General features: G+C 48.9%; 15 protein-coding genes and 1 riboswitch. Of the genes, 4 read left to right on the top strand and 11 right to left on the bottom strand.

The annotated features are described in order from the left end of the window. The first annotated feature begins 79 nt into the window (after nucleotides 1–79). Nucleotides 80–2791, top strand: a complete 2712-nt coding sequence (gene acnA / locus ACN6NF_RS03890) for an aconitate hydratase AcnA (RefSeq protein WP_016819329.1) — start codon at nucleotides 80–82, stop codon at nucleotides 2789–2791. Between the two features lie 65 nt (nucleotides 2792–2856). Here acnA and ACN6NF_RS03885 read toward each other — a convergent pair whose 3' ends face one another. Both ACN6NF_RS03885 and ACN6NF_RS03880 read right to left on the bottom strand, forming a co-directional pair. Next, entirely contained in the window at nucleotides 2857–3213 is a 357-nt protein-coding gene (locus tag ACN6NF_RS03885) for a DUF1648 domain-containing protein (RefSeq protein WP_474315306.1), read from the bottom strand. A gap of 194 nt (nucleotides 3214–3407) precedes the next feature. Further along, nucleotides 3408–4244, bottom strand: coding sequence for a YitT family protein (locus tag ACN6NF_RS03880; protein ID WP_474315305.1), 837 nt, complete (start codon nucleotides 4242–4244; stop codon nucleotides 3408–3410). Between the two features lie 506 nt (nucleotides 4245–4750). Here ACN6NF_RS03880 and ACN6NF_RS03875 point away from each other — a divergent pair. Next, on the top strand, nucleotides 4751–4903 hold the full coding sequence (locus ACN6NF_RS03875) for a hypothetical protein (protein ID WP_474315304.1): 153 nt from the start codon (nucleotides 4751–4753) through the stop codon (nucleotides 4901–4903). Between the two features lie 207 nt (nucleotides 4904–5110). Here the strand turns inward: ACN6NF_RS03875 and thiC are convergent, their stop codons facing one another. Together thiC and ACN6NF_RS03865 are read right to left on the bottom strand one after the other, a co-directional pair. Continuing rightward, a complete protein-coding gene (gene thiC / locus ACN6NF_RS03870; protein ID WP_474315302.1) occupies nucleotides 5111–6955 on the bottom strand; it encodes a phosphomethylpyrimidine synthase ThiC in 1845 nt (614 codons plus the stop codon). A gap of 187 nt (nucleotides 6956–7142) precedes the next feature. Beyond that, a riboswitch (TPP riboswitch) is annotated at nucleotides 7143–7254 on the bottom strand. 115 nt (nucleotides 7255–7369) lie between these two features. Then, entirely contained in the window at nucleotides 7370–8113 is a 744-nt protein-coding gene (locus ACN6NF_RS03865; protein WP_474315301.1) for an IclR family transcriptional regulator, read from the bottom strand. Nucleotides 8114–8411: 298 nt separating this feature from the next. Here ACN6NF_RS03865 and ACN6NF_RS03860 point away from each other — a divergent pair, with 298 nt between their 5' ends. Next, nucleotides 8412–9449 carry an alpha/beta hydrolase gene (locus tag ACN6NF_RS03860; RefSeq protein WP_474315299.1) on the top strand — a complete coding sequence of 346 codons (1038 nt, stop codon included), beginning with the start codon at nucleotides 8412–8414 and terminating at the stop codon, nucleotides 9447–9449. A gap of 250 nt (nucleotides 9450–9699) precedes the next feature. Next, complete coding sequence (locus ACN6NF_RS03855) at nucleotides 9700–11076, top strand: Fe-Mn family superoxide dismutase (RefSeq protein WP_474315297.1); 1377 nt, start codon at nucleotides 9700–9702, stop codon at nucleotides 11074–11076. A gap of 11 nt (nucleotides 11077–11087) precedes the next feature. Here the strand turns inward: ACN6NF_RS03855 and ACN6NF_RS03850 are convergent, their stop codons facing one another. The 7 genes from ACN6NF_RS03850 to ACN6NF_RS03820 form a co-directional block, all read right to left on the bottom strand. Next, the gene (locus ACN6NF_RS03850) at nucleotides 11088–11933 is read right to left on the bottom strand and encodes a lipoate--protein ligase family protein (protein ID WP_474315294.1); all 846 of its coding nucleotides are present in this window, start codon (nucleotides 11931–11933) and stop codon (nucleotides 11088–11090) included. 197 nt (nucleotides 11934–12130) lie between these two features. Continuing rightward, the gene (gene folE, locus ACN6NF_RS03845) at nucleotides 12131–12724 is read right to left on the bottom strand and encodes a GTP cyclohydrolase I FolE (protein WP_013369415.1); all 594 of its coding nucleotides are present in this window, start codon (nucleotides 12722–12724) and stop codon (nucleotides 12131–12133) included. 54 nt (nucleotides 12725–12778) lie between these two features. Beyond that, nucleotides 12779–13033, bottom strand: coding sequence for a YneF family protein (locus ACN6NF_RS03840; protein WP_013369414.1), 255 nt, complete (start codon nucleotides 13031–13033; stop codon nucleotides 12779–12781). 105 nt (nucleotides 13034–13138) lie between these two features. After that, on the bottom strand, nucleotides 13139–14872 hold the full coding sequence (queG, locus tag ACN6NF_RS03835) for a tRNA epoxyqueuosine(34) reductase QueG (protein WP_474315291.1): 1734 nt from the start codon (nucleotides 14870–14872) through the stop codon (nucleotides 13139–13141). 96 nt (nucleotides 14873–14968) lie between these two features. Continuing rightward, on the bottom strand, nucleotides 14969–15406 hold the full coding sequence (gene rnhA / locus ACN6NF_RS03830; protein ID WP_474315289.1) for a ribonuclease HI: 438 nt from the start codon (nucleotides 15404–15406) through the stop codon (nucleotides 14969–14971). Between the two features lie 91 nt (nucleotides 15407–15497). Continuing rightward, nucleotides 15498–16082: a signal peptidase I gene (gene lepB, locus ACN6NF_RS03825; protein WP_474315287.1), complete on the bottom strand. Its 585-nt coding sequence runs from the start codon at nucleotides 16080–16082 to the stop codon at nucleotides 15498–15500. Nucleotides 16083–16201: 119 nt separating this feature from the next. Further along, complete coding sequence (locus ACN6NF_RS03820; protein WP_013369410.1) at nucleotides 16202–16627, bottom strand: GNAT family N-acetyltransferase; 426 nt, start codon at nucleotides 16625–16627, stop codon at nucleotides 16202–16204. Between the last annotated feature and the right edge of the window lie 477 nt (nucleotides 16628–17104).

Here is a 17104-nt window from a genome sequence, read left to right as displayed (position 1 = left end):
ATTAAAACCAAATGTGCAAGACGTCGAAAAAAGACATCCCTATTTTCCCGCAAGCATCCACTTCAAGGAGGTAATACTTATGTCAGGAAAAGATCAATTCTCCATTGCCCGTAGTTTGGAAGTTAACGGGAAGCCTTATCGCTACTACAGTCTTAAGGCACTGGAGGAACAAGGAAAAAGCGGTGTTGCCAAGCTGCCTTTCTCCATTAAAGTGTTGCTGGAAGCTGCGGTTCGTCAATTTGACGGACGCGCTATTACTGAGGAACATGTGCAGCAGCTGACCGGCTGGGCTGAGGATCGTGACACCAACAAGGAAATCCCGTTCATTCCTGCACGTATCGTGCTTCAGGATTTTACTGGCGTCCCGGTGGTTGTCGATTTGGCAGCTATGCGTGATACGGTGAAAAAAGCGGGCGGCGATCCGAAACAAATCAACCCGCTCGTTCCCGTCGATCTCGTAATCGACCACTCGGTCATGGTTGATGCTTTCGGTACCAGTGACGCGCTGGACTACAATATTAATGTAGAATTTGAACGCAACGAAGAACGGTATCGTTTTCTGCGCTGGGCGCAAACGGCATTCAATAACTTCCGTGCGGTGCCGCCGTCCACCGGTATCGTCCATCAGGTTAACCTAGAGTATCTCGCTTCCGTGGCCGCCACCAAAACCATCGACGGTGAAACTGTTGTCTTCCCGGATTCCCTCGTGGGAACGGATTCCCATACAACGATGATTAACGGGCTCGGTGTCGTAGGCTGGGGTGTCGGCGGGATCGAGGCTGAGGCGGGTATGCTGGGGCAGCCGCTGTATTTTGTCACTCCCGATGTGATCGGCTTCAAGCTGACAGGTAGCCTGTCGGAAGGAGCTACCGCTACCGACCTTGCGCTGACAGTCACGCAAATGCTGCGTAAAAAAGGCGTGGTCGGCAAATTCGTAGAATTTTACGGCCCAGGTCTGGCCAACATTAGCTTGGCTGACCGTGCGACCGTGGCCAACATGGCACCCGAATACGGCGCAACGATCGGCTTTTTCCCGGTTGATGCCGAAACACTGGCTTACCTGCGCAGCACTGGACGTTCCGATGAGCAAGTCAGCCTCGTAGAGGAATATTACAAAGCTCAAGGCATGTTCCGCACATCCGATACCCCAGACCCTGTGTTCAGCGATACGCTTGAGCTGGATCTGGCTTCGGTTGTACCGAGTCTCGCAGGACCCAAACGTCCGCAGGACCGTGTTGAGCTAAGCCGCATGAAAGAAACCTTCGAAGGCATTATCCGTACCCCGGTAGACAAAGGCGGCTATGGACTGAGCGATGAAAAGATCGCACAGAAGGTTCCACTGACCCATCCGGACGGCTCCACCAGCGAGCTGGGTACTGGCTCAGTCGTGATTGCAGCGATTACAAGCTGCACAAACACCTCCAACCCAAGCGTAATGCTAGGCGCGGGCTTGCTCGCCAAAAAGGCAGTACAACGCGGGCTCAAAAAGCCAGGCTATGTTAAAACAAGCTTGACACCAGGCTCGCTTGTCGTAACGGAATACCTGCAAAAAGCCGGGCTGATCGAACCGCTCGAAGCCCTCGGCTTCCATGTGGCAGGCTATGGCTGCGCGACCTGTATCGGTAACTCCGGACCCCTTCCTGACGAAGTGAGTCAGGCCATTACAGACAATGATCTGACCGTTGGCGCAGTTATTTCCGGTAACCGGAACTTTGAAGGACGGGTGCATGCGCAAGTCAAAGCCAACTATCTCGGCTCACCGCCACTGGTAGTCGCTTATGCTCTCGCCGGCACCGTTAATATTGATTTGGTGAACGAACCACTTGGTTACGATCAGGACAATCAGCCTGTCTACCTGAAAGATATCTGGCCTACTTCCGAAGAAATCAAGGAAGCGATTAGCCTGTCTCTGAGCCCGGATATGTTCCGTCGCAAATACGAAAATGTATTTACGGCCAACGAAAAATGGAATTCCATTCCGGTTCCTGAAGGCGAATTGTATGAATGGGATGAAAACTCAACTTATATTCAAAATCCGCCATTCTTTGAAGGGCTTCAGGATGGTGTGCAGGATATCAAGGAAATCCGTAATGCCCGTGTACTTGCCTTGCTGAATGATTCGGTCACGACGGACCACATTTCACCAGCAGGCAACATCGCCCCTTCCAGCCCGGCAGGACTGTACTTGAAGGAGCATGGCGTGGAACGCAAGGACTTCAACTCCTACGGCTCCCGTCGCGGTAATCATGAAGTCATGATGCGCGGTACATTCGCCAACATCCGTATCCGCAACAATGTAGCTCCAGGCACCGAAGGCGGTGTGACCAAGTACTTGCCAACGGATGAGGAAATGTCCATCTATGATGCATCCATGAAATATCAGGCAGCCGATCAGAACCTGATCGTCATCGCCGGCAAGGAATACGGCACAGGCAGCTCTCGTGACTGGGCAGCCAAAGGTACGCTGTTGTTAGGTGTTAAAGCCGTCATTGCAGAAAGCTTCGAGCGGATTCACCGCAGTAACCTGGTCGGTATGGGTGTACTGCCGCTGCAATTCCAGGAAGGCTATGGCTGGTCCAGCCTGGGTCTCAACGGTCGCGAAACCTTCGACATCCTCGGCATTGACAATGACGTGAAACCAGGTCAAGAACTTACGGTTGTAGCCAAACGCGAGGATGGCACCAAGTTCGAATTCCCGGTCACTGCCCGTCTGGACAGCACCGTCGACATCGACTACTACCACAACGGTGGTATCTTGCAAACCGTACTGCGTCAAATGATTCAAGCGTAATGATCGAGTGAATAATGAAAATCCCCTCCCAAATGCGGTGTAAACTGCAATGGAGAGGGGATTTTTTACATGCCCGAAGCATTCAGAAGAAAACACATGCCTATGGTCGAGAATACAACAGATATAAGAACTGTAATGAGACCAGGCAGGCTTTTCAACATTTCAGAGCCTTCTTCGCTCTTGAATCGACGTCTGAGAACAGGCTGAAGCAAAAGCATAATCATAAATGATATGAGGCTAAGTCCACATAACAACCATACCTCAGGAGAGGATTTGTCAACAAAACGGTCAGCCACCCCATTAAAACCGTAGTGGATTGCTACATTTCTGGGCATTGTCGAATACATGAAAAGGTAGATGACGAAAGGCAAAGCGGACACAAGAAAGGACAACACATTAAAAATATTTAATCTATTTCGCATGGAAGTTCTCCTTTTAGAGCTGATTCAATTCATATTATACACATATCAGCAATCTATATTTTTATATCCATGGCTAAGTAAAAGAGAAATTATGCGGTTAGCAAAAGACATTCTCACTACTAAATGCAAAAAAGCCGATCCTCTCAGGACCGGCTCTAGCCACGTTCTCTTATATCCTACCTTTGCATGCCAAACTACTTCGAAATATCCAAAAAGCCCTCTCCGAACACGTCCCGCACATCATGAATGGTGATAAATGCAGCTGTATCGATAGCTTTCACAATCTTTTTAAGCGCTGACACCTCTTGTTTGCTAATGACGATATATAAAACTTCTTTTGGATTTTTGGTGTAATATCCGTGGCCTGACAGGACGGTGACTCCACGATCCATTTGTGTAATGACCATCTCGGCAATTTTATCTTGATGCTCCGAAATGATCATGACCGCTTTTTTCGGATTCAATCCTTCAATCATGAAGTCCATCACCTTCGTACCGACGTACAAAATAACGATAGTCAGCATTAATTTCTCTGGACCAATAATAAAATAGGAAGAGAAAGCAACGATTAGATCAAAAAACAGCAAGGCATAGCTGATATTCCAGTCCAGATACTTGTTGGCAATCCGGGCTAAAATAACTGTTCCTGCCGTTGTACCACCGACCCGTACAATTAAGCCAATTCCAACTCCTATCATCACTCCGGCAAATATGGCATTAATCGTCGGCTCATGCGAATCAATCCGCCAGTTGACCGTTAAATGTAAAAACAACGAGTTAAAAGCGACCGCAATTATAGTGTACAGGGTCGTTCTCTTGTCCAAAAATTTATATCCAACAATCAGCAGCAAGCCATTAATCACCAGATTGACGATCGAGGGAGACCACTGAAACAGGTAGTACAGGATGATCGTGACCCCGGTAACGCCCCCCTCGCCAAACTCATTCGGGATCACATACAGATTAACAGCCAGCGCGAATAAAAACGCACCTACAATAATAAATACGATATCTGCCATGCTTTTTTTCATATATGTTCTAATCCTTTCTCTAACATTTCAACGGATGAATTGCCAGATGGATTGGCTGACTCTTCTTACCAAAATACGCTGACAACCAGTTCATGGTATCTACTACCCAACATAAAGTCAATACAACTTTGACACTTTAATTCGCCACCAGACTGCCTTAGTCCAACCTTAGAATTCTGCAGAATTCCGCTAATACAAGGTTATTCGACAAAAAAACACAATCCCGACTACTAAACCAGGAAAACGGGCCTCTAGCCCTTGTTTAGGCCCTAGGCACATTTTCCCCTAAAATGACCATCCTCCTAATACACAATTTGGACACATACGACCATATTCCTGTTTTATGTCAAAAGCGTTTTACTTTGGATAAATGCGGGTATAATGATTGAAACATTACCAAGCAACCTACACGGCATTACGACATCAAGTACATACAAATAGTCCTATACAGACGTCCTAAGCAACTCAATCTGAATTTGACAAAATGGAATTGGAGGAATGACCACATGAATACCATGAACTTAACTGTCCACACCCTGATGCCTTTTCACCACCAATACCAACGTGCCAACCCGGTGAGTATGCAGAAGAAAGAAGATAGCTCGGAGAAGAAGCTCAGCTTTCAGGACATTTTGAATGAAAAAATGGGTAAAAAATAAGTCGCCGTTAATCCGGTAGCATAATCCCGCTTTACATAAGCTGAAAAGCCGTGGTTTCTACATCGACTGTAGAGAACCACGGCTTTTTGTTACTCACGCGTTTCTAAACCTTAGCTCATACGTTCATGGAAATCAACCTCTGACGAGCTTAACTGTACTTTTCGTTGAGGCTTCCCAGTTGATTGACTTTCGTATCGCTACCGATTTTTACTGCCCAGCTTCCCGATACTGCTCTGCCTTCTCTCGCATCCCGGCGGCGACGGCTTCCTCGGCATTCAGTCCCTTATCGGCCGCATAGGCACGAATGTCCTGCGTGATACGCATGCTGCAAAACTTGGGACCGCACATCGAGCAAAAGTGGGCTTCCTTGGCCCCCTCTGCCGGTAGCGTTTCATCATGGTAGGACAAGGCCCGCTCAGGGTCAAGCGAAAGATTGAACTGATCGCGCCAGCGGAATTCAAAACGCGCCTTGGATAAAGCATCGTCCCGCTGCTGTGCCCGTGGATGGCCTTTCGCCAGATCGGCGGCATGTGCGGCAATTTTGTAGGTAATAACTCCCTCGCGGACATCATCCTTGTTCGGCAGACCCAAATGCTCTTTCGGCGTAACGTAGCACAGCATGGATGTCCCGAACCAACCGATCATGGCCGCCCCGATAGCTGAGGTAATATGATCATATCCTGGCGCGATATCCGTCGTCAGCGGCCCTAAAGTATAAAAGGGAGCTTCCTTACAAATCTCCATTTGTAAATCCACATTCTCCTTGATTTTGTGCATAGGGACATGTCCTGGCCCTTCAATCATGACTTGGACATCATGCTTCCATGCGATTTGCGTTAGCTCGCCCAACGTTTCCAGCTCCGCAAATTGTGCTTCATCATTCGCATCATAGATACTCCCTGGACGCAGACCATCCCCGAGAGAAAAGGCCACATCGTAGGCTTTCATAATTTCACAGATTTCTTCAAAATGCGTATACAAAAAATTCTCCTGATGGTGTGCAAGGCACCAGGCTGCCATGATCGACCCGCCCCGGGATACAATTCCCGTCATTCTATTCGCCGTCATCGGTATATATCGCAGCAATACACCCGCATGGATTGTAAAATAGTCCACTCCCTGCTCCGCCTGCTCAATCAGCGTGTCTCGATACAGTTCCCACGTCAGCTTCTCAGCTTCGCCGTTCACCTTTTCTAGTGCCTGATATAGCGGCACCGTTCCAATCGGTACAGGCGAATTCCTGATGATCCATTCGCGCGTCGTATGAATATTACGGCCTGTGGACAGGTCCATGACGGTGTCTGATCCCCAGCGTACAGCCCAGGTCATCTTCTCCACTTCTTCCTCAATGGAGGACGAAACCGCGGAATTCCCAATGTTTGCATTGATCTTCACGTGAAAATGGCGCCCAATAACCATGGGCTCGCTTTCCGGGTGATTGATATTAGAAGGTAAAATCGCTCGTCCAGCCGCCAACTCCTGCCGTACAAACTCGGGCTCTACTCCTTCACGGATCGCCGCAAATTCCATTTCGGGCGTAATGATCCCTTGCCGAGCATAATGCATTTGCGTCACGGTGCGTCCTTGCACAGCTCGAAGCGGACGGTTGGTCACGCCGGGAAATTCCACTGTCTCCCGTTTGGAGCCGGGCTTCAGCCCATTATCCTCCGGCTTAACGGCGCGGCCCTCGTAAGCCTCCACGTCCCCCCGTTCCAGTGCCCAAGCTCGTCGTAATGGTGGCAAGCCCTGATGGATATCCACCTGATAGGCTTCGTCCGTCATCGGACCGCTCGTATCGTACACACGCAACGGCTCATGATGCTCCATGCCCTCCGGCGTATGTGTGGGGTGCAGCGTAATTTCTCGCTCTGGCACGGCAATGTCCGGCCGAGAACCTTGAATATACACCTTACGGCTCCCCGGAAAGGGCTTTATCCCACTAGCTTGCTCCGCGTGGTCCTTCTCCCCCTCTACTTCTCTTATTCCCGTCAACCCTACATCTGCTAATTTCACTCCTGTTTCTTTTGTTCCTTCTGTTTCCGTCGGTTTCATGGTCCATTCCTCCCGTTTCGTTGAAATGACACACCGATCCGGAACCATTCCCAGGGTGGCGCTGATCTATGCAAAAAAGCCGGTTCCCTAGGGAACCGGCTAATCGAACGAGACAGCTATCCAAACCGTGCGCACGTGGAATAATCACATTCCAATGCGCGGCCGTAGATAGCAGCTGCGTATACATTTCAATGGCCGATTACTTCCCTACGCTGGTATGATCCAGATCAGGTGCAAAGGGTCCGGAATCTTGCCCGATTCCATCTCAGCCCGCATTACAGGCTCCCCCAGTAACTGTGATACTTACTATTCGCTTGAACTGGCGGCTATAACAGACAACCCGCCATCTCTATCAGACTACTTTAAATTTATGGCTTTGGCAACCCTCTATGGTTCCCTTTTGTGTTAACCCTGTTACGGGAGCATAAGCCCCATTTCCTTGGCCGCTTCGATCAAAATCGGAGCAAAATCATGCAGCGTCTCAGGCGCAAGTCGACTGACCGGACCGGATACAGATAAAGCCGCTGCCACCTGTCCCTTTCGGTTCACAATAGGCGCGGCCACAGCCGCAGCTCCTGGCTCACGTTCTTCATAGCTGGTCGCATAGCCCTTCTCACGAATGTCCTGGAGTTGGGCTTTATAAACCTCCGGGTCTACCGAAGGTGGCCATTCATCCCCGCTTAGCAGTACCTCCAGCTCCTGTGGCGGCATAAAAGCCGCCAGCACCTTGCTGGAGGCTCCCACAGCCAGCGGCATACGCGCTCCCACAGGCGCAACCCTGCGAATCGCCTGATTGCTCTGCACGGCTTGTATGCGAATACGCATGCTTCCATCCCGCAGGTACAAGCTCACCGTCTCCCCTAAGCGATCACGCAGTCCTTCCATTGCAGGCTGTAACAACACCGCTGGCTCATCGCTTTGGGACAAATGCGTGGACAGCTCCCATATGCGAAAGCCAAGCCGATATTTTTCCGTTTCGGCATTCCGAACGACAAACCCCCGATCCTCCAGCGTAGTCAAAAGACGATGAACGGTGCTTTTATGTAGACCAATTTGGGAGGCAATCTCCGTTAGACCAAGATCAGAATCTGCGGTAAAACACAGCAATATATCAAGTGCACGCTCTACAGCGCGGACGGTTAATTTACGGTCTTCCATCGCGAACCGCTCCTCTTGTATCCATATTCGTTTCACACTATGAAACATGGTTACATAAATTATATAAAATAGTCGCAGCCACTGTAAACCGATGTTTTTGTGACAACCACATTACAGAACAAGAACAAACATCGACAATTCTTTGCATCATTTTTACTTTTCCGGTTCAGGCGTTGACTTTGGATAATCCCCATCATACGATAATAGGTATCTATACGGACATACCCTACTATTTTCAAGTGGAATTATACCTAAATTCTATGATTCGAAAATCAATTTTATATAAGGAGGCTCTTACATGATTTCGACATCCCAGCGCAACGCTCAGCTACAGACCGCTGTTCAGGAGCCGTCCACCCCACTCTTTAATCCCCGTCTGCTGCGGTTCAAGCACATTGTGATTGCTCTGCTGCTGTCGGTTGTATTTTTTCTGTTGTTTTGCTTTATTGCCTTGCATGCTTACATCGCTTGGGTACTTACGAATCCCACTGTCGCACCCTTGTACTCTAATCCGATGCAGGCCAAAGGTATGCCATATGAGGAAGTCAGCTTCCCAGCCAAAGATGGCAGCCGTATGGTACAAGGCTGGTATATTCCGGCAGATCAATCGCGGAAAACGATTATTTTCAGTCATGGTTATGGGGCTAACCGTGAAGAAAGCTGGATTCCCATGTATGATCTGGCGCATTATGCCCATCGTTTGAACTTTAATGTGGTTATGTTCGATTACGGATTCGCTTCACAAAACAGCAAAGCCGTCGCAACCGGAGGTAAGGCGGAATCCCAACAGCTTCTTGGGGCCATCCAGCTTGCAAAGCAACGTGGCTCATCGGAAATTATCGTATGGGGCTTCTCTATGGGAGCAGGAACCGCACTTCAAGCGGGCTTGCAAACCAAAGATGTGGACGCAATGATCTTGGACAGCACTTTCCTACTCGAACCGGATACGCTATACCATAACATTCACAATCAAATTAATCTGCCGAGACATCCATCTTTGGAAATTCTGGAATTGCTGTTTCCAGTCTTAAACGGCACCAGCTTGCATCAGATTCCATATCAGGAGGTTAAAAAGGAGGACTATCCGTTTCCAATCATGTTCGTGCATGGTACACAGGATGAAAAAGCTCCTTACCCCATTGCGGAAAAGCTCGCTGCCAATCAGACCAACCCGCTTTCCAGTGTATGGATTGTTAAAAACGGGATACATGAGCTCATTTTCAGAGAGCACCCCCGTGAATATCTGCGACGGGTCTCGACATTTTTAAGCAGTGTACAGGATCTGGAGGACAAGAAAACCACCGCCGATGCCCACAAACAAACGACTACGAACTAAAATTATTTTTCGAAAATACTCTTCTTCGCTTAAAGAAGCCTGGCTATGGTCACTTAACTCGTGCCGTAGGCGGGCTTCTTTTTTTATTTTCCAGAGTCATTATTGTTCTGTGTAACAGATGTGACCCGAATGAAGTGAGTTCATAGACATATTTCCGATGAGACGGCGAATATACTGGGTACGTATGCATCCAGGACAGATCTGCTAGATCTGCCGGATAGCCATGGTGGGATACGGGAGGTAAAAAACGATGCTGAGTACTTATGGGTCTTTTCTGCCCTTACGTGTGCTGGAGGAAATTCGTCATTGGAAGCAGCAGGAAAGTTGGCATGTGGAAGTGATTAAATCCGCTACGGAAGGGCTAGAGCCTGCTTATGTGCGGCTGCTGGATGATTGGCGAACCGTATTTGAACAAACGGAACGCACCGCCATAGAGCTGCTTGAAGAACAACGAAGCGCGCTTGATCCGGCAGAACAAGCATGGCAACATCAGGAGAAAAAAGCGTCGGCTACCCCCCAAGCTCATACACACCAGCTAGAACCTTCAGCACATTCAAGGGGGTCAGACGCATCAGCAACTGGAGAGAAACCGTTGTCCGAAGTAGCCTTGAATTCACAGCCTGCCTCACAGGAATTAAATCGTCGATTGGACGATTTGTTGCAAACCGCAAACCGTCAATCACAAGAATATGTACGGCAGCTAGGTTTGCTGACTGAGCACAGTCATGCATTACGTCAGCAGCCAAAATCCGCCGGAATTGTAATACACGCAGCACATGAAAGTCAATATTTCCTGATCTCGACAACTCCCTTTCAAGAGCCCGGCTCCATCGCGCGAGCCGCTGGATTGTATCATATAGCGGCAGAGGGTGGGGATTACCCGGAGCAAGCGTTTCGAGAGCGGCAAGCGGGCATAAGAGGAGAAGGCTCAGGGGCCACTAAAGGCGCCCCGGCCGGTCAGGCACAACCTTCGACAACGGAAAAAACCTTAACCGGTCGCCCGGTTCCTGTGGGGGGACATCGGCTCCCACCGCTCCCTTATCCTTATAATGCACTTGAACCGTACATTGATGAAAAGACGATGCGTATTCACCATAACAAGCATCATTTGAGCTATGTGAATGATCTGAACAAAGCGGAAAAAAAGCTGGAAGAAGCCCGCAAAACAGGTGATTTTGACCTCGTAAAGCATTGGGAACGTGAACTGGCATTTAACGGTGCAGGTCATTATCTGCATACCCTTTTTTGGACGATCATGAGTCCTCAAGGCGGTGGAAAACCAAGCGGGCCGCTGGCGGAACAGATTAAAAAGGATTTTGGCAGCTACGATGCCTTCAAAAAGCAATTTAGTTCGGCAGCCGAAAAGGTCGAGGGCGGCGGCTGGGCCATCCTGGTGTGGAGTCCGCGCGCCGGACGGCTTGAAATATTGCAGGCCGAAAAACACCAAAACCTGACTCAATGGGAGTCCATTCCGCTGCTGGCGATCGATGTGTGGGAACACGCATATTACTTAAAGCATCAGGCGGAACGCAATAAATACATCGAAGATTGGTGGCATGTCGTCAACTGGCCTGAGGTAGAAGCACGCTACGCTCAAGCCTCCAAGCTGAGATGGCAGCCATTCTAAGCTAGAACAAACTACACCTGCAAATCGTATCGCTCTCTGAGCGCTGCTATTTGTCCAGTCAATTCTTCCGGTTGCACCAGCGAGCCATCGGCAGGCAAAATGGCAGTCCGGCTCTCGACTACACGGCGCAGTGATGCCGTGTACGCCTCGACAGACGGCACTCCAGCCAGTTCTGCCAGGCTGCCCATCGTTGCCGGATTCACCCGGGGATAATCCGGCTGCTGCACGCCTGCTGGCGTATCCCCGGCCGCCGCCCTATAAAACTGCTGCACCGCCTGTGCGCGCTCTGCTCCACGGCCCTCGATCATCACGAAGGCTGTGATGATATACGCCTTGGCTTGGCGCCGCTGCGCAATGCCACAGAACTTGCGCCCTCGGACGCTCACATCGTAATCCCCGGGACAGAAGGACCCGATGATTTCTCCAGTTTGCGCCTCGACAGACCACGGGGCCAGCGCATCGGCAATCAGCCCTGCCATGAGCTGAAAATCCTCATGCAGGCTGATGGCTCGCTGCGGATTCGGCAAGATCAAGGACAGGTTCAGTACCCCCCTGTCCAGCATGACGGCTGCTCCGCCTGAAGGGCGCACGCATACCGACGTGCCTGAGCTGCGCACTTGCTCCATCGCCTGTGGAGCGTTGGGCAGCCTGCGGTCCCGGTGACCAATCACAAGCGCCGCCGGATGTCGCCATACATGCAAAATGGGCGTAGCTCCTTTCCCTACTTGCCGACAAGCCAGCTCCTCCCAAGCCAGCGGACACAATACGTCTTCCTGAGTAGTCGTCAGTGGCGCTTCCAACCATTGCAACTCAGGCAATCCTGTTGTTGTTTCTGTTGAGCTATGTATATGATCCATACGTTATCCCCTATCTTAAAAATAACTATTTCCATAGGCTAATCGTAATTTTCAAGGCAGCTATGCTGCTATTTTTTATGTCATCTTCTCACAATAGCTATTCCATTGTCACTATTACCGATGTTAACAAAAAAAGGCGGCTACGCCTATGCGTAAACCACCTTTTTTTTATCATTAACCATTGCAATTCTGTTCAATTATTCCTTGATCAGGGACAAGAACTCTGCGCGTTGTGCTGCATTATCACGGAACGTACCGCGTACGGCAGATGTTACCGTTTTGCTGCCAGGCTTTTTGACACCTCTGGCACACATGCACAAGTGTTCGCCTTCCACGACCACCATAACTCCGTGAGCGGAAACCGCTTCATTTAGAATATCAGCGATCTGCGACGTAATACGCTCCTGTACCTGTAATCGGCGGGTCACCGCCTCCACCAAACGGGCTAGCTTGCTTAGTCCTACAATTTTACCGCTGGGTACATAGCCGATATGCACTTTTCCGAAGAAAGGAGCCATATGGTGTTCACACTGACTGTAGTAGACAATATCCTTCACGATTACAAGCTCCTCGTGATTCTCGTCAAATGTCACACCCAGCGCATCCCGTGGATCAACCTCATAACCCGCAAATATTTCCTCATACATGCGCGCAACGCGTGCCGGTGTTTCCAACAAACCTTCACGCTTGGGGTCCTCACCGATCAGTTTTAAAATCTGCTCCACATGGTATTCGATTTTATCCCGGTTATCCGCAGCTTTGCGGTTAATATAATCTTTTACGCCAGCCACAGTAATCCTCCTCTATGCAGCAACCTCATGCGGCATCCGTGCTCACGTTGCTCATTATTTCCGACGGCCCTGATTTTTACGCGCACCAGGCTGATTTTTGGAGAACTGTTGGTTCTTCATCATCTGCTGGGCTTTTTGCATCTGTTTCCCATTCAGGTTGTAGCCCATCTGTTTGGCCATTTTTTGCAGCGTTTCAGGGTCGTTCTGCATCTTTTCAAGCTGTTTGCGAAGATAATAAGCACCGATGAAAAATCCCCCGACCAAGCCAACAATCAGGGTAATAATCGGAATGACAATATTCCACACCACGAAGTCGTCACCTCTGTATATTTATATGAGACATCTTAAATTACACGAACCTATCATAGCAAAACATGGGACAGCTAGCAAATTACTTTTTGCAAACATATGTCCTTATTCCTTCTCCAAATCCAGCAGCTTCATTTTGACTGGCAAGCCTCCGGCATAGCCAACCAAACTACCGTTTGCACCCGATACACGGTGGCATGGAAACAGGATAGGCAATGGATTTTTGTTATTGGCTTCGCCGACAGCACGTATCGCCTTGGCTCGTCCAATCGATTCTGCAATATCTTGATAGGACACACTTTGTCCGTACGGAATATTTTGCAGTGCGCGCCATACCTGCTCTTGAAAAGGAGTGCCTCTCAAATCATAGGCTATACTGAATTCCCGTCGTTCTCCCGCAAAATATTCACGCAGTTGTTCTGCAGCTTCGCGCAGCTTTTCCGGCTCCTGTACATAGACATATTCCCCGACCCATGTCCGGGCCCATTGCTGAAGTAATGCTTCCTTCGCATAAAAAGAGCCATAGTCAATTCGGCATAGCCCTCGATCCGTAGCACACAGCGTCAGAGTGCCCACAGGCGTCTCCATTTCGTCATAATAAATCTTAGTTGGACCCTGTGAATCCTCCGTCTTTAATTCAGCAGAAGTTTGCTGCTCTGCCTGCTCTTGTTCCGCTAGCTTGGAATGCGCCTGCGCGATCATTTCGCGTACTTGCTCATGTTGTTCCTTCTCTGATGCTTGCTTGATCGCTGTCATAGCGTTTTCCCCTCCTATTCGACTCAAAGCCCACGCCGCCGTGCCTCGCAGCTCGGGACGCGGATCATCCAATAAAACCTCCGTCAATTTGGGCACCGCGCTAACATCCTTGAAATTGCCAAGACCAATGACTGCATTGCGTTGAATCGGCTTCTTCCCCCGCCAAGCCGCTGCACTTTGACCAAACCGGTCTTTGAATTCACGATTGCTCAAATCCAGTAACGGTAACAGCAACGGCTTTACAATTTCAGGATCGGGTGTAAGCTCGGGATGATGATCCCAGTTAAGGCCTCGATTTTTGGGACATACGATTTGACACGTATCACATCCATACAGCCGATTCCCTATTTTCAGCATAAACTCCTCGTCCAAAAAGCCCTTGGTTTGCGTCAAAAAGGACACACACCGCTGGGCATTCAGCTGTCCCGGACCTACAAGCGCGCCGGTAGGACATGCATCCAAACATTTGGTGCACTCTCCGCAACCATCCGTAACCGGTTCATCGGGCTGGAAGGGAATGTTCGTCAACAGCTCCCCCAGATAAATCCATGACCCCAGTGTGGGTGAAATCATCATGGTATTTTTGCCGCTAAAGCCAATTCCTGCGCGTTCCGCAACGGCTCGGTCCGACAATTCTCCGGTATCCACCATGTTTTTCAACAATGCATCAGGTACCCGCTCACTTATAAAAACCTCCAGCTTTTCCATCGCTTCGCGCAGTACCAGATGATAATCTTTGCCCCAGGCTGAACGCGCCATAATACCACGGTATTTTCCCTTGTCCGACTTCGGCGGGTCCTTCATTTTCGAAGGATACGCCACCGCAATGGCAATCAGGGATGCGGGCTGCGAGCCATACAGCTCTGGATAGATGCGCTTATCAATATCGGGCTCCTCAAAACCGGATTCATAGCCTTTAGCACGGTGCTCTTCCAATATAGCTTTCAGAGACAGAAAGGGATCGGCGGATGCGAACCCGATGGAGTCGATCCCCAGCCCTGGAGCTGCCTCAATAATTTCCTGCTTGAGCGAAGCCCAAGTCGAAGCCGTTCCGGTCGCCGTCCGAGTAAGTTCGCGTTGCATCCGATACTCACCTCTCTTTCACAATTCTTCATGACAGATAGGAGAATGTTGTATCATTCTCCTATCTCAAATTTCAACAGAAAACAGCAGCAGATGCTACCGTAAATTTTTAACAGCACTGGTCGCCAGAAAATCACAGCGATTATTCAGTTCGTTGTCACTGTGACCCTTCACCTTCACATATTCAACCTCATGCTTACTCATCAGTTCCCACAGCTCTTCCCATAGTTCCTTGTTCTCCACCGGCTGATTTTTACTGTTGCGCCAGCCATTACGGAGCCAATTCTTAATCCAGCCTTGCTTGAAGCAATTGACGACATAGGCAGAGTCACTGTGTACTTTTACACGACATGGCTCCTTGAGCAGCTTCAGAGCTTCAATCACCGACTTGATCTCCATACGGTTGTTCGTCGTCATCTTTTCGGCACCCGAAAGCTCCTTACGATGCTCTCCATACAGCAAAACGATCCCCCAGCCCCCTGGGCCCGGGTTCCCCGAACAAGCACCGTCGGTATAAACCATCACTTCTTTCATCGTCCTCTTCCTTTCCTGATTGGGAATCGCTGATCCGTTATAACTCTGATCGGTTCGCACGCATTCCGTATTGATTTCAGACTATCGTTGCTCATAGCCACTTCCACTCAGAGACCGGCCAAAATATAAGCTCTGCACGTCCCAGTAAATCTTCGGACTTAATGCTGCCAAAATACCGACTATCCTTGCTCGCAGCCGTATGGCGATTATCTCCCATGACAAAAAAGTGCTCTGGCTCCACCGTAAAAGGACCGTAATCACCATCCTCCACGTCCGAGTTGGTGTACGGCTCATTTAGCAGCTCACCGTTCACATACAAATGATTATGCTCAATCCGAATGATATCTCCGGGAATACCGATGACTCTTTTCACTAAAAATCTTGGGCTGGATAGTTTGGAATCGGGATCTTTTAAAATCACAATGTCCCCTCTCCCCGGATCATGAAAATTATAAACCAGCTTATTCACGAACAAATGCTGGCTTTCCATTAGCGTCGGCTGCATTGAATGTCCTCTAACCGTGGACAAATTAAATACAAACAGGTTCAAAAGCAGCAAGACGACCATTGCAATCAGTAGAGTGACTAACCAATCGCGTATGTAACCAGAGCGACCTGCCTGTTTGGACGTTTTCGGTGAAGGAAGCAGGTCTGACGAAGGAGTCAAAGCGTCCATAGTTAACCTCCTCAACCCTGTTATAAATAGAAAAGCATATCCCGTACCCGATTGCAACGGTTACTCAGATATGCTCTAAATGTAGATATTATATTTCGTTTCTGTATATCGATTGCCGATTAATGAGGTGCCAAAATACTCAGCTTCTGAAACGCCTGTAAAATCTGGCTTGCTCCGTAGCCCATAGCTTCGTACAACGGCATAGCCGCACTGTTATGCTTGTCCCCAGCTACCCAAATACGGCTAACCTTGCGTTGCTGAAAACGCTGCTCCATGGACTCCACAAGTGATTTCCCGATTCCCATTCGACGATGATCCGGGTGAATAGCAATACGATAATAACAACCATGATTCTGATCAATCGTGCCAATCAGGGCACCAACGATCTCTCCCTCTTCTTCGGCAACAACGATCAAACCGGAATCCCACGAAAGCTGACGGGCAAAAGCACCCACCGTCTCTTTGTAGCACTCCTCTGACAAGGCAATTTGCATGAGCTCCGTTACTGAATTCACATCACTTAATTGAAAGGAACGAACGTGCATAGTAATATCTCCCTTTTCGTAAGCATAATAAATAAATTGAGACAGCACCGTCATTTTTACATAAATCCATAAAGCGCTTATCATGGTGTTAATCACTAGGCATTATGATAAAAATGCATACGATCTGCTATATATGAAATGAAGAACAGGAAAAGGGTGTACGCCCTCAAGTTCGTCATGTCATAGACATGACAGTTTATAGCAGACGACAAAAAAGCCCAAAATTCTGCTTCCTTGACCATTAAACCATACTTTTTGACGGAATACATCCCTTTTTCTCATGTAAGCGCTGTATATAAAGCGTTTACATTTTAATGTTCACAATTTACCTCTTATTACCTATGTATCATGTATTCTAATCGTGTTTTTGGACATGCTAGCTACCAGGCCCTATTGCCCAGTTTGCTATTTTACAAACAAAAATGTTGAAAAAATAGGCTGAATGCGGTTTAATATAACTATCGAGGGTATTATTAC

Source organism: Paenibacillus sp. TSM33 (genome assembly GCF_056099025.1).
This window is presented reverse-complemented; position numbering and strand designations above follow the sequence as displayed.